This window comes from Mesorhizobium sp. CA5 (assembly GCF_020165105.1).
Lineage (GTDB): Bacteria > Pseudomonadota > Alphaproteobacteria > Rhizobiales > Rhizobiaceae > Mesorhizobium.
In genome coordinates this window covers 33,880-52,265 of record NZ_JAIUHJ010000014.1, presented here as the reverse complement: position 1 = coordinate 52,265, position 18,386 = coordinate 33,880, and the positions used below count along the sequence as shown (strand labels likewise).

The window sequence follows — 18,386 nt, the reverse complement described above, 5'->3', positions numbered from 1 at the left end:
TCATGCATCCCGCCTTCTCGGTCGTCTTCTTCACCACCGCCACCGGGGCAGGCTACGGCCTGCTCGCGCTGCTCGGCCTGCTTGGCGGATCTGGCGTGATCCCGGCCGATTTCTGGTTTGGCCTTGTCGGGATGGGGCTGGCGCTCGGCCTGATCGCGGCCGGCCTGTTGTCCTCGACCGGCCATCTTGGCCGCCCTGAGCGAGCCTGGCGCGCTTTCTCGCAATGGCGCAGCTCGTGGCTGTCGCGCGAAGGCGTGGCCTCGGTCGCCACCTTCATTCCGGCCGGCCTGTTCGGCATCGGCTGGGTGTTGGTCGGCAGGAGCGGCGGCTGGGTAGCGATCGCCGGCCTGCTGGCGGCGGCAGGCGCGGTCGTGACAATCTGCACGACCGCCATGATCTATGCTTCGTTGAAGCCGATCGCGCAGTGGCACAGTCGCTATACTTTGCCGGCCTATCTCATCTTCGCGGTAATGACCGGAAGCGTTCTCGCCAACGCCTTGCTCCAGGGGTTCAAGCTGGGTTCAACGGCGATGCCGATCTGGGCTCTGCTTGCCACGCTCGCCGGCTGGGGCTGGAAGCTTGCGACTTGGCGCTACAATGACCGGCTGGAAATCCCGACCACCGCCAACACAGCGACCGGCCTTGCCGGCGGCACGGTGCGTTCCATCGAGTGGCCGCACACGGAAGAGAACTATCTGCTGAAGGAAATGGGATTCCGCATCGCGCGCAAGCATAGCGCCAAGTTGCGGCTGATCACGCAGGCGCTGGCATTCGCAGTGCCAGCCATTCTGCTGGCGATCGCGTACTTCCTGCCAAGGCCCTTAAGCGCAATTGCGTCCATGCTTGCAGCCGTCGCGCAACTCGCCGGCATGCTGGTCGAGCGCTGGCTGTTCTTCGCCGAGGCGAAGCACACGGTCACCCTCTATTACGGCAGGGAGTAAGTTTCAGCCCGGCCTGAGCATCGAGCCGGAGATAGCAAAAATGCGTTCGGCGCCCAGCATATAGGCCATTAGCGTCTCCAGCCGGAACAGGCCGGCATAGGCGCGGTCGAGAACGTTGAGCGAGCCGGTATAGGCGCCGAAGGCCGGCATGATCATGCGGCCGCCATCGCCGGCAAAGCAGCGCCGCCTGACCGAGCGCCCGCGCTGAACGATGCGCGCGCACGGATGGAGGTGGCCTGATATCTCGCCCTCCACCCGGACCTTCGACGGCTCGTGACGGAAGAGCAGCGAGCCGATGGCGAGTTCCCGCACGGTCTTGCCCGGCAGGTCGGCTGGCGCATCCGGGTCGTGGTTGCCGGCGACCCAGAACCAGTCGCGGCCGGCCATCATCGCCTCCAGCCTTTCGCGGAAACTCAGATGCATGCGCTCGGCACCGCCGCCGTCATGGAAGGAATCGCCCAGGCTGACGACGATGCGCGGCTGATAGTCGGCGATCACCGCCTGAAGCCGCAGCAGGGTGGCCCCGGTGTCGTAAGGCGGGATCAGCGCGCCGCGCCTGGCGAAAGAAGAGCCTTTTTCGAGATGCAGATCGGAGACCGCGAGCAGCCGCAGATCGGGGAAATAGAGCACGCCGCGCCGGTCGCAGACCGCGCGCTCGCCGGCGATGCCGACGGGGTCGGCCTCGGCGATCAGCGTTGCGCGCGACAGCGAAAAATTCATCCCCTCTTAGGCCTTCTTTCAGTCCGCCATCTCCGGCCCCATGGCCTCTTCGACGAGCGTGGCGGCATCCATCAGCAGCGTCTCGTCTGCCTCGCCATTCACCGGCATCTTGCCGATTTCAAGCATGATCGGCACGGCCAACGGCGATATCTGCTCAAGGTTCTTATGCATGATTCGACCGCGGATGCGCGAGAGCATCTCGGCAAGTCTGCTGACATCGAGCAACCCGGTCGCGGCATCCGTACGGGTGGCCTGCAGCAGAATATGGTCGGGTTCATGGCTGCGCAACACGTCATAGATCAGGTCTGTCGACACGGTGACCTGGCGGCCGCTTTTTTCCTTGCCTGGGTGGCGCTTTTCGATCAGTCCGGAAATCAGCGCGCAGTTGCGGAACGTGCGCTTCAGCAGCCAGCTGTCGGCGAACCAGGCTTCGAGATCATCGCCCAGCATGTCTTGATCGAACAGCGTGGCCAGCGACGGTTTTCTGTTCTTGAACATCCAGCCCATGTCGGCCAGCGACCAGATGGCCAGCGCGTAATCGGTGGCCACGAAACCGACCGGCTTGGCGCCCGCCCGGTCAAGGCGACGCGTGAGCAGCATGCCGAGTGTCTGATGCGCGAGCCTGCCCTCGAACGGATAGGCTACGAGGTAGTAGCGGTTGCCGCGTGGAAAAGTCTCGATCAACAGGTGGTCGCGTTTCGGCAAAACGGACTTGTCCGCCTGAAATCTTAACCAGTCAGCGACCTGCTCAGGTAGTTTCTTCCAACGTTGCGGGTCATCGAGCATGGCCCGCACCTGCTCGGCGAGATAGGTCGAAAGCGGGAATTTGCCGCCGCCATAATAGGGCACTTTCGCGTCGCTGCCGGGCGCGTTCGAGACGAAGCACTCGTTCTCGCGAATGCCTTCGAAGCGCAGGATCTTGCCACCGAACATAAAGGTGTCGCCGTGGGTCAAGGTCTCCAGGAATGCTTCCTCGATCTTTCCCAACACCCTGCCGCCGCGCGAGGCTGCCCCTCTGCTGCCGGCCTGGACGTAGCGCACATTGAGCGCCGGCACTTCGATGATGGTGCCGACATTCAGCCTGTATTGCTGGGCGACGGCCGGATTTGAAACCCGCCATAAGCCTTCCTTGGTCTGACGGATGCGGGCATAGCGCTCGTAATTTCTCAGCGCGTAGCCGCCGGTGGCGACGAAGTCGATGACCCGATCGAATGTCGGCCTGTCCAGGCTGACGTAAGGCGCGGCCGTCCGTATCTCCTCGAAGAGCACATCGGCATGGAACGGCGCGCCGCAGGCGCAGCCCAGCACATGCTGGGCCAGCACGTCGAGCCCGCCATTGACCAGCGGCGGCGTGTCCTGGGCGCCGAGATAATTGGCATCGAGCGCCGCCCGGCATTCCAGCACCTCGAAACGGTTGGCCGGGATGAGAATCGCCTTTGAGGGCTCGTCCATACGATGGTTGGCACGGCCGATGCGCTGCGCGAGCCGGCTGGCGCCTTTCGGTGCGCCGACATGCACGACCAGATCGACATCGCCCCAGTCGATGCCAAGATCCAATGTCGAGGTGGCGACGATGGCGCGCAACGCGTTTTCGCCCATGGCCTTCTCGACGCGGCGACGCTGGGCGACATCAAGCGATCCGTGATGAAGCGCGATCGGCAGCGTGTCTTCATTGACGCGCCATAGCTCCTGGAACAGCAGCTCGGCCTGGCTGCGCGTGTTGACGAACAGCAGCGTGGTCTTGTGCCGCTTGATCTCGCGGTAGATCTCAGGCGTGGCGTAGCGGGCGGAGTGACCGGCCCAGGGCACCCGCTCTTCCGAGTCGAGGATCGATATCTCGGGCTTCGCGCCGCCCGTGACGACGATGAGCTCGGACATGGCGCCTGGAGAAGCCTGACTGACCAGCCAGCGCCGCAGCTCGTCGGGCTCGGCCACCGTGGCCGACAGGCCTATGGTTTGCAACCCGGGGACGAAGGCGCGCAAGCGCGCAAGGCCGAGCGCCAGCAGATGGCCGCGCTTCGAGGTGACAAGCGAATGCAATTCGTCGAGCACGACATAGCGCAGGTCCTGGAAGAAGCGCTTTGCGTCGTTCGAAGCGATCAGCAAGGCGAGTTGCTCGGGCGTGGTGAGCAGGATGTCGGGCGGCGCCAGTTTCTGCCGCTGGCGCTTATGCGAAGGCGTGTCGCCGGTGCGCGTCTCGATGGTGACAGGCAGGCCGATCTCCTCGACCGGCTTGCCGAGATTGCGCTCGATGTCGACGGCCAGCGCTTTCAGCGGCGAAATGTAGAGTGTGTGGATGCCGCGGCGGGCTTCGCCCGGCTTTCGCTTGGGACGGCTGGCCAGCTCGGTCAGCGACGGCAGGAAGCCGGCCAGCGTCTTGCCGGCGCCGGTCGGCGCGATCAGCAGCACCGACTGGCCGCTTTGAGCCTTCGCCAACAGCTCGAGCTGATGGACGCGCGGCGACCAGCCCTTTTCGCCGAACCATTTGACGAATGGCTCAGGCAGCAGGACGGCGGCACTCTGCTCGGCAAGGCGCGGCTGCTCGGTCACGCGCAAGAGGTAGCGCGGCGGCAAGCAATCGCCAAGGAAAATCGGAACAAAAGGGGATCAGCGCGATTCTTCCTTCCCCCTTGTGGGGGAAGGTGGATTGCCGCGCTAGCGCCGAGACGGATGAGGGGTGCTGGAAGAAACGAGACCTGACTAGATAAAGGTGCTAAAGACGCTTAGCTCTTCAACGTAGCGATCCGTCCAGCACCCCTCATCCGTCTCGGCGCTGCGCGCCGATCCACCTTCTCCCACAAGGGGAGAAGGGGAGGCTGGCGCTACGGCCTCCGAAACCCAGTCGGACCGCCATAAAGATAGCCGATGCGGTCGACAGCCTCTTTAAGGCCCTCGCGCGAGACCAGCATGGTGTGGCCGTTGGCGTGAATCATGTCTCTTTCGTCGGTCATGATCGCGACGTGGCCTTTCCAGAAGACGAGATCACCGCGTCGGAGACCTGAATAGTCCGGACCCGGCTCGAACGGCGTGCCGATCGACGCCGCCTGCATATCGGAGTCGCGCAGGACATCCTTGCCCGCCATGCGCATTGCCAACTGCACGAGGCCGGAGCAGTCGATGCCGAAGCCCGAGACCCCGCCCCAGAGATAAGGCGTGCCGAGGAAGCTCTCGGCGATCGTGACGTAGTCCTCCGCCAGTTCCGCGATCGGCCGCAGATGGCCGGCGATGATCGCCTGGCCGGAGGGCAGCAACGCATAATGCGTGCCGCGCGTTTCGGCCGAACCGGTCACCGTCACAGTCGATCCCATCGACAGCTGCCCGCTGATCGGGAAGCGCAAATCGGGGCCTGGATAGAGGAAGGTGCGCGGCACGAAGACGACATGCGTGGGCGCATGTTCGCGTGCCCCAATCAGATTGTCGGCCACATAGCCGACATAGCCGTCGCGCTCGGCCTGCACCCAGGCCCAGCCTTCCGCATCCTCGAAGACGAGCACGTCGTCGCCGAACAGCGCCTGCGTGTTGACGCCCGCGTCGGGGCGCGGCGCCTTGCGCAGGTCGGCGACAGCGGCCGTGATCCGCGCCGGGCGGCCGGTGACGAAGCGGTCGGCGGCGACCTCGCCCTTCAGCCTCGCATCGGCAAGGTCGGAGCGGAAGGCATGAAGGCGGGCATCCCTGGCGGTCAAATCGATAATCCAGTCATATCAGATAGGGGCAATGAGGTCAGATGGGCAGTTCGTGCGCCCTGGCGACGATACCATCGCCGAAGCGCTCGACAAAGAGCGCGCCTTCCACCGTGCGCCGGATCAGCACGTTGCGCTTGTCGAGCTCGTCGCGGTGGCGCGAGACCAGCTTCAGCGCGCCCATCGTGTCCAGCGCCCGGGTGATGACCGGCTTGGTGACGTTGAGCTTGGCGGCCAGCCCGCGCACCGTATGGGGCGGCGGATCGAGATAGATGGTGAACAGGATAGCCGTCTGGCGCATGGTGAGATCGGGCTCGCCGTCGCGCACCTGGGCCAGCATCACCTGCTGCCACAGTCGCAAGGCCTGGCTCGGGCGCATCGAGATCGACATCGCCCAAGCATGCCGGCAAATTGTTTCGGTTCCGTTTCAGTGACGATCTGCCACCTTGGTCTTCCGGCCTAGGCAAATCGCTGCGTAATTATCCGCTCCAGCGCGCGAATGCCTTGCGCTTCGCCGCCGGTCAGGCCGTAGGGTCGGTCGGCCGGGTTCCAGGCGAAGATGTCGAAATGCGCCCAGCTGTCGGTCTTCTCGACAAAGCGCTTGAGGAAAAGCGCGGCGGTGATCGATCCGGCAAAGCCATCCGTCGTCACATTGTTGATGTCAGCGATCTTCGAGGAAAGCTTTGCATCATAGGGGCGCCACAAAGGCATGCGCCACAGTGGATCCTCGACCGCGACCGACGCCGCGGCCAGGTCGGAGGCAAGCGTCTCGTCGTTGGTGTAGAAAGGCGGCAGATCGGGCCCCAGCGCGACGCGGGCGGCTCCGGTCAGCGTCGCCATGTCGACCAGCAAAGCGGGCTGCTCCTCGTCGGCCAGCGCCAGCGCGTCGGCCAGGATCAGCCTGCCTTCGGCGTCCGTGTTGCCGATCTCGACCGTGATGCCCTTGCGGCTCCTGAGCACGTCGCCGGGCCGGAAGGCATTGCCGGCGATCGAATTCTCGACGGCGGGGATCAGCACGCGCAGCCGGACATTCAGTCTCGCCGCCATGATCATGGCGGCGAGACCCAGCACGTTGGCGGCGCCGCCCATATCCTTCTTCATCAAAAGCATGCCCGACGACGGCTTGATGTCGAGGCCGCCGGTGTCGAAGCAGACGCCCTTGCCGACCAGCGTCACCTTCGGCGCGTCGCCCGGTCCCCAGCTCAGGTCGATCAGCCGCGGCGCGCCGGTGGAGGCCCGACCCACGGCGTGGATCATCGGGAAATTCCGCATCAGGAGATCGTCGCCATGGATCACCGAGATATCGGCGCCGTGGGCGGTCGCCAGTTTTCGGGCGGCTTCTTCCAGTTCGACCGGACCGAGGTCGCTGGTTGGCGTGTTGACGAGGTCGCGTGTCAGGAACACGCTGTCGGCGATACGGCGGACATGCGCCGCGTCGCCGCCCTCCGGCAGCGCGAAGCGCACAGCCTTGCCGGGCTTCTTGCCGTAGCGAGTAAAGACATAGCCGCCGAGGACAAGCGCGAGCGCCGCGAGATCGGGTTGCGCCGGGCGCGACGCGAAATGCCAGTCGCCCTCCGGCAACGCCCTTGCGAGCGCGCCGAGGGCAAGAACGCTCTCGCCATCGCCTGTGCCGAACAACGCGCCGGCAAGGCCGCCACCCTCGCCCGGCAAGACCAGCGTGCGCCCTGCTTCGCCAGAAAAACCGTTGGCCCTTGCCCAGGCGATGGCGGAGGGCGGCAGTGCCGCGGCTTCAAGGGCGTCCTTCGCCACCAGATAGACAGGCAAGGCGACTTCCGGCTTCTGCTCAACGAGTTCGACAGGCATGCGATGATCTCCGGCCGAACCGTTCGAGTCGGCGCTTCTTAACGGTCCGTTAGGGTTAACAGAATATTTCTGCAGGAGGGAAGACGGCCAGCCAATGGCCGCACAGGAATGGAGACCGGGCGATGCCGACCGAAGCGTTGAACCTTACAGCCAAGCGTCTGATCACCACGGCTTTCATGGCGGCGCTGGCGGCCAGCGTGGCGGGTTGCGGCAGCACCAGCAAGTTCACCACGGGCTCCATCTCCCGCTCCGACAACAGGCCGCTGGAAACGATGTCGTCCGGCGAATTGCGTACCGCCACGTCCAGGCTCGGCCAGTCCTATGCCCGCAATCCGGGCGACAAGCGCATCGCGATGAATTTCGCGGCGGCACTGCAGATGGATGGCGATGCCGACCAGTCTCTGGCGGTGATGCGCAAGCTGGCGATCGCCTATCCCAAGGATCGCGAGGTGCTTGCGGCCTATGGCAAGGCGCTCGCCGCCAACGGCCAGTTCGAACCGGCCCTCGATGCCGTGCGGCGCGCGCAGACGCCCGAATATCCGGACTGGAAGCTGGTGTCGGCGGAAGCCGCCATTCTCGACCAGATGGGACAGAAAGACGAAGCGCGGCAAGACTATCGCAAGGCGCTGGAACTGAAGCCGAACGAGCCTTCGGTGCTGTCCAATCTCGGCATGTCCTATGTGCTCGAAGGCGACCTGCGCACGGCAGAAACCTATATGCGCTCCGCCGCGCAGCAGCCCGGCGCCGACAGCAGGGTGCGGCAGAACCTCGCGCTGGTCGTCGGCCTGCAGGGCCGCTTCGACGAAGCCGAGAAGATCGCCTCGCAGGAACTGTCGCCCGAACAGGCGCAGGCCAACGTCGCCTACCTGCGCCAGATGCTTGCCCAGCAGAACGCCTGGAGCCAATTGAAGGATCAGGACAAGGACAAGGCGAAGGTCGCCACGAACTGACCGGACGGCATTGCCAAATCGACCACCGTTAAATCAAAAAAAAGTCGCCCGGATCCCGCGCGGCTTTTTGATTTGAAGCGAACGGCCCTATCTCTTTGTTCTTACGCAATTCCGGGCGGAAAACCGCTCGACACTTTTCCTGGAATTGCTTTACTGGCTCGAGGAACTGTGCTGGTCGCCGAAGATGCCGCGCTGGCTGACCTGGATGCCGGCCGGTCCCAGAATGATGGCGAACAGAACCGGCAGGAAGAACAGGATCATCGGCACGGTAAGCTTCGGCGGAAGTGCCGCGGCCTTCTTCTCGGCGGCGTTCATGCGCATGTCGCGGCTTTCCGAGGCGAGCACGCGTAGCGCGTGCGCCACCGGCGTGCCGTAGCGTTCGGCCTGGACCAGGGCTTGGGACACCGACTTTACCGATTCCAGGCCGGTGCGGCTTGCCAGGTTCTCATAGGCGTTCTTGCGGTCCTGCAGATAGGACAGCTCCGCATTGGTGAGCACGAATTCCTCGGCAAGCGCCACCGACTGCGCGCCGATCTCGTCGGCAACCCTGCGCAGGGCCGCTTCCACCGACATGCCGGATTCCACGCAGATCAGCATCAGGTCGAGCGCATCCGGCCACGCCAGCTGGATCGACTGCTTGCGCTTGGTCGCGCGGTTGTTGACGTAGAGGATCGGCGCATAGAAGCCGCCATAGGCGACAACGACACAGACGAACAGCTTGATGAAGGCCGGCTGCTGCGGCAGGCCGCCGAGCATGAACAGATAGATGGCCGCCAAGGCAAAACCGACGAATGGCAGGACCAGGCGGAAAAAGAGGAAGCGCGTCAGCGGGTTCTGGCCGCGGAAGCCCGCGACCTTGAGCTTCTGGATCGTGCTTTCATCGGCAAGCGCGCGCCTGAGATCCAGGCGGTCGACGATGTTGCGCATGCCGATGGACTGTTCCTCCCGCAGGCCCTTGCGGCGGCGGTCGGCCTCGTTGGCCAGCCGCGCACGCTGCTCGGCGCGCATTTTGTCGCGTTCGAGCGCCACGCTTTTCATACGCGACTTGAGCGACGTGCCGCCGAACGCCGGCATGAGCGTGAAGACGGTCGCGAACACGGCGATGCCGACCAGCATCGCGATCAGGAAAGAAGGGTCGGTGAGTGTTTTGACGACCTGCTCTGTCACCGGATCCGCGCCCCTACACTTCGAAGTTCATCATCTTGCGCATCACCAGGATGCCGATCGACATCCACACACCCGAGCAGCCGAGGATCAGGTTGCCGACGTTGGTGGTGAACAGCGGCATGATGTAGTTCGGGCTCGACAGATAGACGAGGAAGGCGACGACGAAGGGCAAGGCGCCGATGATGACGGCCGATGCCTTGGCTTCCATCGACAGCGCCTGGACCTTGGCCTTCATCTTCTTGCGGTCGCGCAGGACGCGCGAAAGGTTGCCCAGCGCCTCGGACAGGTTGCCGCCGGCCTGCGACTGAATCTGGATGACGATGCCGAAGAAGCCGGCTTCGCTGCACGGCATCGTCTCGGGCATGCGCATGGCGGCGTCGGGCACCGACATGCCCATCTGCTGGGAATCGACGATGCGGCGGAACTCGGACCGGACCGGTTCGGGCGATTCGTTGGCGATCAGGCGGATCGCATCGTTGAGCGGCAGGCCGGACTTGACCGCGCGCACGATGATGTCGAGCGCGTTCGGAAATTCTTCCAGGAAGGCCTTGGTGCGACGTGTGCGGCGAAACGACACGAACCAGCGCGGCAGGCCGAGGCCGCCCACCAGCAGGGCACCGGGCAGCGCCCATAGAGGCGCGCCGAGGAAAAAGAGAACGGCCGTCAGGATGATCCCGCAGACAGCGGAATAGATATAGAAACGCTCGATCGGAACCTGCATGCCGGCTTGGCGGATCTGAACCTTCAACGGCGGTTTCTTGACGTTGCGATCATTGGCCTTCTGCTTCTCGTCGAGCTGCTTCAGCGTGTCCTGAACATTTTTTCGCCGCTTGACCGCCTCCGCGGCGCGGTCGCGCGTCGCTTTCACCACCGACCGGTCCGTCTCGGCTGTCTTGATGGTCTGAAGCCGTTTGCCGGCCTGCTTCTCGTTGTCGATGCGCGTGAACAGCAAAGCATAGGCCACCGCGCCGGCGCTGAAGCCGGCAAGCACGATGAAAGCCAGTACGGTGGTGTCAATTCCGAACATCGACCGGGGTCCCTAGGGCATTTCGCCGTTCCAAGGAAACGGCGAACCGTCCTGTCTCTTTGCCTTGACGCAATTGCGGACGGAAAGTTACGGCGAAGTCACCGAACTCGACCGCATCACGCCTTTCCTGGAATTGCTTCCAACCTCCAGATGCATCAGTCAGCGCGTTTCTCCATCGCCTCGAGCGCATTGGCGAGGCGCTGCTCCTCGCCATAATAGCGGGCGCGGTCCCAGAAATGCGGACGGCCGATGCCTGTCGACACATGCTCGCCGACCAGCCGGCCGCCGGCGTCTTCACCCTTGATGTTGTAGAGCACAAGATCCTGGGTGATGATGACGTCGCCTTCCATGCCGACCACCTCGGTGATGTGGGTGATGCGGCGTGAGCCATCGCGCAGGCGAGCCGCCTGGATGATCACGTCGATCGAGCCGACGACGATCTCGCGCACCGTCCGCTGCGGCAGGGAATAGCCGCCCATGGCGATCATCGATTCGATACGATTGAGGCATTCGCGCGGGCTGTTCGAGTGGATCGTCCCCATCGAGCCATCGTGACCGGTATTCATCGCCTGCAGCAGGTCGAACACCTCCGGTCCGCGCACTTCGCCGACGATGATCCGCTCCGGCCGCATGCGCAGGCAGTTCTTGACCAGGTCGCGCATGGTCACCTCACCTTCGCCCTCCAGATTGGGCGGCCGGGTTTCGAGACGGACCACATGCGGCTGCTGCAGCTGTAGTTCCGCCGAATCCTCGCAGGTGATGACGCGCTCCTCGCGATCGATATAGTTGGTCAGACAGTTGAGCAGCGTCGTCTTGCCGGAGCCCGTGCCGCCCGAGATGACGACGTTGCAGCGGACGCGACCTATGATCTTGAGGATTTCCGCGCCTTGCGGCGAGATGGCGCCGAACTTGACCAGCTGGTCCAGCGTCAGCTTGTCCTTCTTGAACTTGCGGATGGTGAGCGCGGTCCCGTCGATCGACAGCGGCGGCGCGATGACGTTGACGCGCGAGCCGTCGGGCAGGCGTGCGTCGCAGATCGGGCTCGATTCGTCGACGCGGCGGCCGACCTGGCTGACGATGCGCTGGCAGATGTTGAGCAGCTGCTGGTTGTCGCGGAAACGCACGCCGGTCTGTTCGACCCTGCCATTGACTTCGATGTAGACGTTCTTGGAGCCGTTGACCATGATGTCGGCTATGTCGTCGCGGGCAAGCAACGGCTCCAGCGGTCCATAGCCCAGAACGTCGTTGCAGATGTCCTCGAGCAGTTCTTCCTGCTCGGAGATTGACATCGCGAAGTTCTTGATCGCGATGATGTCGTTTACGATGTCGCGGATTTCTTCGCGCGCGCTTTCGGGATCGAGCTTGGCGAGTTGCGACAGGTCGATCGTGTCGATGAGCGCCGAAAACACTTGGCTTTTGGTGTCGTAATAGGTCTCGGAGCGCTCGCGCTGGACCCTTCTTGGCGGCTCCGGCGCCATAGGCGGCGCCTCAACGGGCCGGCGCGCCGGCGGCGTGGCCGGCGTGGCGGACGGCGGCGCGACCGGTCGTTCGGCCGTCATCGTCCCGGTTGGAGCGGCGGCGGGAGCGGATGCCGGCGGACGGAATTCGGGCGTTGCCCGGCTGCCGTCGTCTTTGCCTCTTTTACCAAACATGATCGACTACCCGATGCCGCTCAATCAGCGTCACTTCTTGTTGCGCGAGAGCTTGCCGAGGATCGAGCCCAGGCCTGCTTTCTTCCTTGTCTTGATTTCGCTGCGTCCGGTCAGCACATGCGCTATTTCATTGATGGTGGTCACGACCGGGCTCTTGGCGTCCATCTCGGAGAGCATGCGGCCGTTGTTGGCGGCATTGCCGAACAGCAGCGGTTCGAAGTTGATCACCGCCATCGGCGTGATGCCGAGCGGTTCGGCGAAATCGGACGCCGCGATCTCGGGCCGTTTCGGCACGCCCGCCTGGTTGATGATGAGCTTCGGCGGCGGATCGTTCGGACGCAGCCGTTTCAGCATGTCCACCATGTTCTTGGTGTTGCGAAGATTTGCGAGCTCTGGCGTAGCTGTGATGACGATCTCGTCCGCCTTGATCAGCGTGCTCTTGGTCCACCCGCTCCAGACGTGCGGGACATCGAGGACAAGCAGAGGCGCGCTGCGCTGCGCTGTCTCTATGATCTGCGCGAAGGCCTCGGACTCGAAATCGTAGACGCGCTCGAGCGTGGAGGGAGCCGCGAGCAACGACAGATGCTCGGCGCATTGCGCAAGCAGACGGTCCAGATAGACCTCGTCGACCCGCTCCGGTGAAAACACCGCCTCGGCGATGCCTTGCGCCGGATCCTGATCGAAATTGATGTTGGCGGTGCCGAAGGCGAGATCGAGATCGGCGATGACGACCTCGGACTTGAACAGGGAAGACATCGCCCAAGCGACATTGTGAGCGATGGTCGAGGAGCCGACGCCGCCCTTGGCGCCGATGAACGCGATCGAGCGGCCGATCGGCTCCGAATCCGGATCGACGAAGATCGACGACACGACACTGACGATGTCTGTCATCGAGACCGGCGCGATGACATATTCGGAAATGCCCGAACGGATCAGCTCGCGGTAGAGCCCGACATCGTTGTAGTGGCCGATAACCACGACCTTGGAGGACGGATCACAATATTCCGAGAGGTGGCCGAGCTGTTCAAGCAGCTGCTGCGGTTCGCTGCGTGATTCCAGCAGGATCAGGTTCGGTGTCGGCGCGGACTGGTAGAATTCGATCGCGGTCGGGATGCCGCCCATATGAACCTTGAGATGGGCCTTGGCCATCCGGCGATCCTCGCCGGCGCGCTCGACGGGGTTGGCGACCCCCTCGGTCTCGCAAAAGGCCTGGATCGAAATGCGCGGCACGGGGCGCAGCGCCTGCATGGCGGCGATGTCCTGCTGCGAAAGGTCGCCGGTTTCCGCGGGCGTGTCGTAGGCAAGATTGCTCATCGTCATGCTCTTTCCGTGACTGCTTTCTTCGTCGTCCGGCGCAGCTTAGTAGGTTACTTCCGAATTGCCGAGGAACTCGTCCGAGATGCCCCTCTCGCGGTACCTGTCGATCACCGCGCCGCGATTTTCGGCGTCGATGTCGGACTGTTTGCGCGGCCCGATCAGATCGTTGGGATTGGCGATTTGAGCCGCGAGGTTGTTCTGATAGGAGCAGCCGAAGTCGGCGTAGTGCTTGTTCTGCGACGTCTCCAGCATGTCCTCGGGCCAACGCCCGCATTTGTCGGTCTGGGCCCTCACTGCGACGAAGGCGACGCGCACCGGCGCTGACGCCTCCGGCACCGCCGACTGATAGGATGTCATGACGATACGGTTGCGCTTGACGCCTGCTGCCATGGCGAGCCTGGCAAAATCGCGACCGGCGGCACGGGCGGCAAGCTCATTGGCGGACCCGGCCGGCATCGCGATCGTCAGCGCCGGCGCGGCGCTCTTGTCGTAGCGGTCGAGAAAACCGAGCAGCGTATCGCGCTGCGCACCGGTCATGCCGCGATCACCGGCGCCGACCGGCAGGTCGATCTTCTGGTTCTTCTCGGCAATGACGATCGGATGGGTCGTGCGGTAGTCGTCCGGGATCGATCCGACGGTTACGCTGTCACGGTTGGCGCAACCTGCGAGCGACGCGGCAAGCATGACCGCCAATGCCGGGACCACCTGCCGACGGATCCTTGCGATACCGGATGCTGTCCGGACCGTCATGACCTTCGATGCTGACTTGGACATATCCGCATTCCCACTCATTTGTAGATGAAGCCCACGACGCCGTGGTAGCGGCCGGCTGGCCTGTCGGTCTGCATGGTGCCGTAGACCCGGTTGACGCGGCCGAGGAACATGCCGGCGCCGTCGCTTGCTGCGTTGAAGTTGTCGTCCGGCTTGGCGAGATCGTTGCGCGCCACCGGCCGCGTCAGATAGGGCGTGATGATGATGATGAGCTCGCTCTCGTTGCGCACAAAATCCCGGCTGCGGAACAGCGTGCCGAGGACGGGGATCTTGCCCAAGCCAGGGAACTGGCTGATAGCCTGGCGAACATCGTCGCGGACAAGGCCTGCGATCATCATCGAGCCGCCCGAAGGGAGCTCGACGGTGGTGTCGGCGAGACGCTTGCGAATAGAGAGAATGTTTGCGGCGGGAACGTTCTTTGAGCCGGTCGAAAATGCGGCGGAGCCTTCTGTCGTCGGCTCGGAAACCGCCGTCCGGACTTTCAGGCTGATGCGACCGGCGGACAGGACGACCGGTTGAAATTCCAGTCCGATGCCGTAATCGACCTTGTCGAGCTGGTACGTCAGCTTCGCAGGAATGCCTTTGGTGATGTCAGGATCGGTAATGGCCTGGCTGGAGACAATATTATACTCGCCGCCAACCCTGAACGTGGCTTTCTCGCCTGAAACTGCCGTCAAAGTCGGCTCGGCTAGCGTCTTCATCACCCCCGACTGTTCCATGGCGTTGACATAGGCCTGCAGCGAGGACGAGCCGATGTTAAATCCCGAATTGCTGAGGGGCTTGCCAAGCCCCATCGGGTTGTCGCCTGTCGACATCCAGCTGATGCCGTTGCTCTCGCCGCTGCCGAACATGTTGACGCCGAGCTGCTTCATCACCGAGCGGCTGACTTCGGCGACGGTCACCTTGAGCGTCACCTGGTCGTCGCCGATGATCTGCAAGAGGTTGACGATCTTGGAGGTCCGGCGCTCCTGGTCGGGATTGTTGATGTCGACGCCGCCATTGACCGAGCCGCCGGCGGCGGTCTGCGAATATTGGCCCGTCGTCGCTTCACCGCCGGACACGAAGATGGTGGCCAGGTCGACGGCACGCTTGGAATCGAGCGGCGTGTCGACCGTGCCCGTCAGCACGACGTTGTCATTGAGAAGCTCGACCTTGATCTGCGAGGAGGGGATGAAGCGCTTGAGATAGTCTTCCAGCCCTGCGACGTCGCGCTCGACGGCCAGATCCAGGCTGACGATCTGCTCGCCATTGGGGCCGAAGACGAAGATGTTGGTCTCGCCGACCGTCTTGCCGAACAGGTAGATGCGCCGCGCGGTGCGCGTCACGGCATCGGCAACCGCCGGATTGGCGACGAGGATATCATAGGCGTCGCTCGGCAAGTCGATGACCACGGATTTGTTGAGGCCGAGCTTGACGCGCTGCGTGGCAACGGAAGCCGACACGCCGGCTCCCGCGGCTTTGGCTTCGACCAGCCCCGGGGCGCCGGTGCCGAGCACGAAAAAACCGATCGCCGCGGCGGCCAGGAAGGGCAGCAGTTTACCGTTCAGCCTCATTTCCTTGCTCCCACCTCGGAAACCTCGCCGGACTTGATCAGCCGCACGGTTCCGCGTCGGCCGTTGCCGTTGACCAGATAGTCGGCCTCGCCCGTATTCTTTTCATGGATGTCGGTGATCGGGCGCAGCGCCAGCGTCAGGCGGTCGGCCATCTGCTGCGCCACCGTGATGATCTCCGCCTGCTGCGGCGTCAGCTCCAGCGTCGCGGTCTGGCCGACCCTGGTCTTCTTACCTTCCTCGTCTTCCTGGATGGTCTGGTCGATGGCCAGCACGCGGATGTTCTTGAGAATCGTCTCGGTGTTGAAGCCGCTGCCGCCGTTGCCGGTGTCGGCGCGGCGGGTCATGATGACGTCGACGAAGTCGTTGGGCAGGATGAAGCCGCCGGCGGACGTGTCGGCCGATATCGCGGTGGCGACGGCGCGCATGCCGGAAGGCAGGATCGACGACATGAAGCTCTGCCCCTCGCCGACCAGCTTGGAGCGCCGCAACGGCTCGCCGGTATACATGGCTACGCGGGCGACCGAGCCCTTGAGCTTTTCGATCGCGTCAGGCTCGGCGGCGCGCGTGATGAAATTGGCGTTGACGCCATCGGCCGGCCATTCTTCCCAGCTGATGTTGTTGCCGAGCTGGCTGCCCATTGACACGTCACCGGAAAGCACCAGCACGTCCTGCAATGCGATCGCCGGCTGCTTGGGCGCATCGACAATGACCTGAGGCGGCGGCGCTACGACCATGTTCTTCGCCACGTAGCCCGCGCCACCCGCCGCGACCGCAGCCACGCCCAGAATAATCAATCGGGATGCTGGCATTCGTCCGAAACCCTTCGCCTCATGGCAACCACCTCGCCAGGCCGGACTTTGCAGCTGCAATCGTCAAAACAAGGTTAATGTAATGCTTACGATCGTGATTAATTTAAGGTTTACTCAAATTGGATTGAACAGTGTGCCGTTAACAGAAAAAAGCGGCCGGGGCCGCCTTCCGATCTGATAAAAGGCGGCCTGGGATCGCCGACATCGAGATCGCCGGGCCTATGTTGTGAGCCTCTCCAGCGCCCAGACCATCAGCGGCGAATCCGGGAAAGTGATCAGTCCGCCGGCGCCAAGCGCGATGCCATATGGGATGCCAACATTCTCGTCCGCGAAATGGTGCAGAAATCGGCTGTGGCCGGTGTACGTGACGAGCGGCGATTTCCGGTAGGCAAGGATTGCGAGGGTAAGCAGGCCGCCGATGAAAGCCGACGTCACCAGATAGCCGACCAGGTTGATGTTGAGGCCCATCCACAGAGCGGTCGCGGCCAGAAGCTTGGCGTCGCCGCCGCCCATGCCGCCGAGCGCAAAAAGGCCGAAGGTCGTGGCAAGCACGAGGGCGCCGGCGGCGAAATGCCAGCCATAGGTTGCCCAGTCCATACCGGCGAGCGGCGCAACAAGCGCGAATGTCGCCACCAACAGCACGGGAACGCGGTTGGCGATCGTCATCGACAGCGTGTCCGAGATCGCAGCAAACAGCATGCAGAAAGGAAAAACGACGAAGATCACGGCTTCAAGCATGGATGCGGCCTGCCTGTGGCATGTTTCAGCGTCATCCTAGGCGCGCTGGATTAACGATCGATGAGGCCGGACGATCAAATCGGCCGACTCCATAAAAAAGGGCCGCCAGCCGGCGGCCCTTTTTCTTTCTGTCGAAAAGGCGCGATACGCAGCCTTATTACGGAGCAGTGGCGCCGTTGAGGGTGGCGGCGATGTTGGCGAACTTGGCGTTCAGCGCGCCGCCGAGCTGGGTAGCGCCAACCATGATGGCAAGCGCGATGAGAGCGGCGATCAGACCGTATTCGATGGCGGTCGCGCCGGATTCGTCCTTCACGAAACGTGCGATGAGATTAGACATTCGAGAGCTCCTACTCCACGTGTTACAGCACTACCGTCAACTTCTCTTCCGGGTTGATCGGATGGCGCAAATCTAGGGAGAAGCCGTTTCGATCGGCTTAATAAACAGCCTTACCGATTCCTTTCCGGTGGCGAACGCACTGCGTGGTTAACCGTGGCCTAAACATCGCCAGAGGTCCGAGTTCCCGAGAAACCGGCGCTTGTGCAATATTCCTAAAACAGTAAGCGCCATGGACGCATGGCGCACCATGCAGGCGATCCTTAATCATGGCGGGCCCGGTTTAACCGTTACTTCACCAATCTCGTTCATGTTCCGTTGAAGAATCTGCCTGCCGGGAGCGCTTCAATGACCTTGTCGAGATCGCTGTTTCCAGTCGCCGCGCTGCTGGCAACTGCTGCCTTGGTCATGCCGGCCAGCGCCGGCGCGGGTATAGAAGTCACCATGAACCAGGCCAAGATCGTCAAATTGTCACGCGGGGCCGATACGGTCGTCATCGGCAATCCGGCAATCGCCGACGCCTCCGTGCAGGACGCCTCGACCATCGTTCTCACCGGCAAAGGCTTCGGCGTCACCAATCTGGTCGTGCTCGATTCGGAAGGCAGCCCGATCATCGACGAACAGGTGACCGTCGTGCGACAAGCCGCCTCCTCGGTGCGCATCTACCGACGCGCCGAAGTCCAGACCATGTCCTGCACGCCCTATTGCGAGAGCGCATTCAAGAGCGAGGCCGAGAAAACTTCCGAAGCCGAAATGAGCGCCGGGCACTGAGCTCTGAGAGGGCGAACCTACGGGCATTAAAGACGGCTTAAAGATTGCCCGACGAATTTAACGATCATCAAAACCGGAACTCAATGGGTTATCGCTAACCTTGCCGCCGGTACCGCAAAGGGGATCGGCAGG

Annotated in this window: 17 protein-coding genes; 3 read left to right on the top strand and 14 right to left on the bottom strand. The window is 63.2% G+C overall.

Features of this window, described 5'->3' with window-relative positions; translation table 11 throughout:
- The first annotated feature begins 2 nt into the window (after window positions 1-2).
- Window positions 3-941, top strand: coding sequence for a dimethyl sulfoxide reductase anchor subunit family protein (locus LB529_RS18900; RefSeq protein ID WP_224603016.1), 939 nt, complete (start codon window positions 3-5; stop codon window positions 939-941).
- 3 nt (window positions 942-944) lie between these two features.
- On the opposite strand, the gene pdeM is transcribed toward LB529_RS18900, so the two are convergent.
- The 5 genes from pdeM to LB529_RS18875 form a co-directional block, all read right to left on the bottom strand.
- The gene (gene pdeM, locus LB529_RS18895) at window positions 945-1,661 is read right to left on the bottom strand and encodes a ligase-associated DNA damage response endonuclease PdeM (RefSeq protein WP_224603018.1); all 717 of its coding nucleotides are present in this window, start codon (window positions 1,659-1,661) and stop codon (window positions 945-947) included.
- Window positions 1,662-1,679: 18 nt separating this feature from the next.
- Complete coding sequence (locus LB529_RS18890) at window positions 1,680-4,211, bottom strand: ligase-associated DNA damage response DEXH box helicase (RefSeq protein WP_224712012.1); 2,532 nt, start codon at window positions 4,209-4,211, stop codon at window positions 1,680-1,682.
- Between the two features lie 272 nt (window positions 4,212-4,483).
- Complete coding sequence (locus LB529_RS18885) at window positions 4,484-5,344, bottom strand: NlpC/P60 family protein (protein WP_224711951.1); 861 nt, start codon at window positions 5,342-5,344, stop codon at window positions 4,484-4,486.
- 37 nt (window positions 5,345-5,381) lie between these two features.
- A complete protein-coding gene (locus tag LB529_RS18880; protein WP_040985896.1) occupies window positions 5,382-5,732 on the bottom strand; it encodes a MarR family winged helix-turn-helix transcriptional regulator in 351 nt (116 codons plus the stop codon).
- Between the two features lie 68 nt (window positions 5,733-5,800).
- The gene (locus LB529_RS18875; protein ID WP_224711950.1) at window positions 5,801-7,165 is read right to left on the bottom strand and encodes a leucyl aminopeptidase family protein; all 1,365 of its coding nucleotides are present in this window, start codon (window positions 7,163-7,165) and stop codon (window positions 5,801-5,803) included.
- 122 nt (window positions 7,166-7,287) lie between these two features.
- Here LB529_RS18875 and LB529_RS18870 point away from each other — a divergent pair, with 122 nt between their 5' ends.
- Window positions 7,288-8,115 carry a tetratricopeptide repeat protein gene (locus LB529_RS18870; RefSeq protein ID WP_224711949.1) on the top strand — a complete coding sequence of 276 codons (828 nt, stop codon included), beginning with the start codon at window positions 7,288-7,290 and terminating at the stop codon, window positions 8,113-8,115.
- A gap of 150 nt (window positions 8,116-8,265) precedes the next feature.
- Here LB529_RS18870 and LB529_RS18865 read toward each other — a convergent pair whose 3' ends face one another.
- The 9 genes from LB529_RS18865 to LB529_RS18825 form a co-directional block, all read right to left on the bottom strand.
- On the bottom strand, window positions 8,266-9,282 hold the full coding sequence (locus LB529_RS18865) for a type II secretion system F family protein (RefSeq protein WP_224630432.1): 1,017 nt from the start codon (window positions 9,280-9,282) through the stop codon (window positions 8,266-8,268).
- Between the two features lie 13 nt (window positions 9,283-9,295).
- On the bottom strand, window positions 9,296-10,309 hold the full coding sequence (locus tag LB529_RS18860) for a type II secretion system F family protein (protein ID WP_224711948.1): 1,014 nt from the start codon (window positions 10,307-10,309) through the stop codon (window positions 9,296-9,298).
- Between the two features lie 155 nt (window positions 10,310-10,464).
- Complete coding sequence (locus LB529_RS18855) at window positions 10,465-11,961, bottom strand: CpaF family protein (RefSeq protein WP_095765927.1); 1,497 nt, start codon at window positions 11,959-11,961, stop codon at window positions 10,465-10,467.
- Window positions 11,962-11,991: 30 nt separating this feature from the next.
- Window positions 11,992-13,275 carry a CpaE family protein gene (locus LB529_RS18850; protein WP_176476963.1) on the bottom strand — a complete coding sequence of 428 codons (1,284 nt, stop codon included), beginning with the start codon at window positions 13,273-13,275 and terminating at the stop codon, window positions 11,992-11,994.
- 45 nt (window positions 13,276-13,320) lie between these two features.
- Complete coding sequence (locus LB529_RS18845; RefSeq protein ID WP_224711947.1) at window positions 13,321-14,052, bottom strand: CpaD family pilus assembly protein; 732 nt, start codon at window positions 14,050-14,052, stop codon at window positions 13,321-13,323.
- A 14-nt stretch (window positions 14,053-14,066) separates the two neighbouring features.
- A complete protein-coding gene (locus tag LB529_RS18840) occupies window positions 14,067-15,602 on the bottom strand; it encodes a type II and III secretion system protein family protein (RefSeq protein WP_224711946.1) in 1,536 nt (511 codons plus the stop codon).
- On the bottom strand, window positions 15,599-16,411 hold the full coding sequence (cpaB, locus tag LB529_RS18835) for a Flp pilus assembly protein CpaB (protein WP_224523395.1): 813 nt from the start codon (window positions 16,409-16,411) through the stop codon (window positions 15,599-15,601). The genes LB529_RS18840 and cpaB overlap by 4 nt, the downstream gene beginning before the upstream one ends.
- Before the next feature lie 219 nt (window positions 16,412-16,630).
- Window positions 16,631-17,149 carry a prepilin peptidase gene (locus LB529_RS18830; protein ID WP_224711945.1) on the bottom strand — a complete coding sequence of 173 codons (519 nt, stop codon included), beginning with the start codon at window positions 17,147-17,149 and terminating at the stop codon, window positions 16,631-16,633.
- 157 nt (window positions 17,150-17,306) lie between these two features.
- Complete coding sequence (locus tag LB529_RS18825; protein WP_095765933.1) at window positions 17,307-17,486, bottom strand: Flp family type IVb pilin; 180 nt, start codon at window positions 17,484-17,486, stop codon at window positions 17,307-17,309.
- A gap of 345 nt (window positions 17,487-17,831) precedes the next feature.
- Here LB529_RS18825 and LB529_RS18820 point away from each other — a divergent pair, with 345 nt between their 5' ends.
- Window positions 17,832-18,254, top strand: coding sequence for a pilus assembly protein N-terminal domain-containing protein (locus tag LB529_RS18820; RefSeq protein ID WP_095765934.1), 423 nt, complete (start codon window positions 17,832-17,834; stop codon window positions 18,252-18,254).
- Window positions 18,255-18,386 lie beyond the last annotated feature (132 nt).

Excerpts from the sequence above, each read along its gene's own strand:
- LB529_RS18900 (WP_224603016.1), top strand. The coding sequence starts at position 3 with ATGCATCCCGCCTTCTCGGTCGTCTTCTTCACCACCGCCACCGGGGCA.
- pdeM (WP_224603018.1), bottom strand. The coding sequence starts at position 1,661 with ATGAATTTTTCGCTGTCGCGCGCAACGCTGATCGCCGAGGCCGACCCC.
- LB529_RS18880 (WP_040985896.1), bottom strand. The coding sequence starts at position 5,732 with ATGTCGATCTCGATGCGCCCGAGCCAGGCCTTGCGACTGTGGCAGCAG.
- LB529_RS18875 (WP_224711950.1), bottom strand. The coding sequence starts at position 7,165 with ATGCCTGTCGAACTCGTTGAGCAGAAGCCGGAAGTCGCCTTGCCTGTC.
- LB529_RS18870 (WP_224711949.1), top strand. The coding sequence starts at position 7,288 with ATGCCGACCGAAGCGTTGAACCTTACAGCCAAGCGTCTGATCACCACG.
- LB529_RS18860 (WP_224711948.1), bottom strand. The coding sequence starts at position 10,309 with ATGTTCGGAATTGACACCACCGTACTGGCTTTCATCGTGCTTGCCGGC.
- LB529_RS18855 (WP_095765927.1), bottom strand. The coding sequence starts at position 11,961 with ATGTTTGGTAAAAGAGGCAAAGACGACGGCAGCCGGGCAACGCCCGAA.
- LB529_RS18850 (WP_176476963.1), bottom strand. The coding sequence starts at position 13,275 with ATGAGCAATCTTGCCTACGACACGCCCGCGGAAACCGGCGACCTTTCG.
- LB529_RS18845 (WP_224711947.1), bottom strand. The coding sequence starts at position 14,052 with ATGTCCAAGTCAGCATCGAAGGTCATGACGGTCCGGACAGCATCCGGT.
- LB529_RS18840 (WP_224711946.1), bottom strand. The coding sequence starts at position 15,602 with ATGAGGCTGAACGGTAAACTGCTGCCCTTCCTGGCCGCCGCGGCGATC.
- cpaB (WP_224523395.1), bottom strand. The coding sequence starts at position 16,411 with ATGCCAGCATCCCGATTGATTATTCTGGGCGTGGCTGCGGTCGCGGCG.
- LB529_RS18830 (WP_224711945.1), bottom strand. The coding sequence starts at position 17,149 with ATGCTTGAAGCCGTGATCTTCGTCGTTTTTCCTTTCTGCATGCTGTTT.
- LB529_RS18825 (WP_095765933.1), bottom strand. The coding sequence starts at position 17,486 with ATGTCTAATCTCATCGCACGTTTCGTGAAGGACGAATCCGGCGCGACC.
- LB529_RS18820 (WP_095765934.1), top strand. The coding sequence starts at position 17,832 with ATGACCTTGTCGAGATCGCTGTTTCCAGTCGCCGCGCTGCTGGCAACT.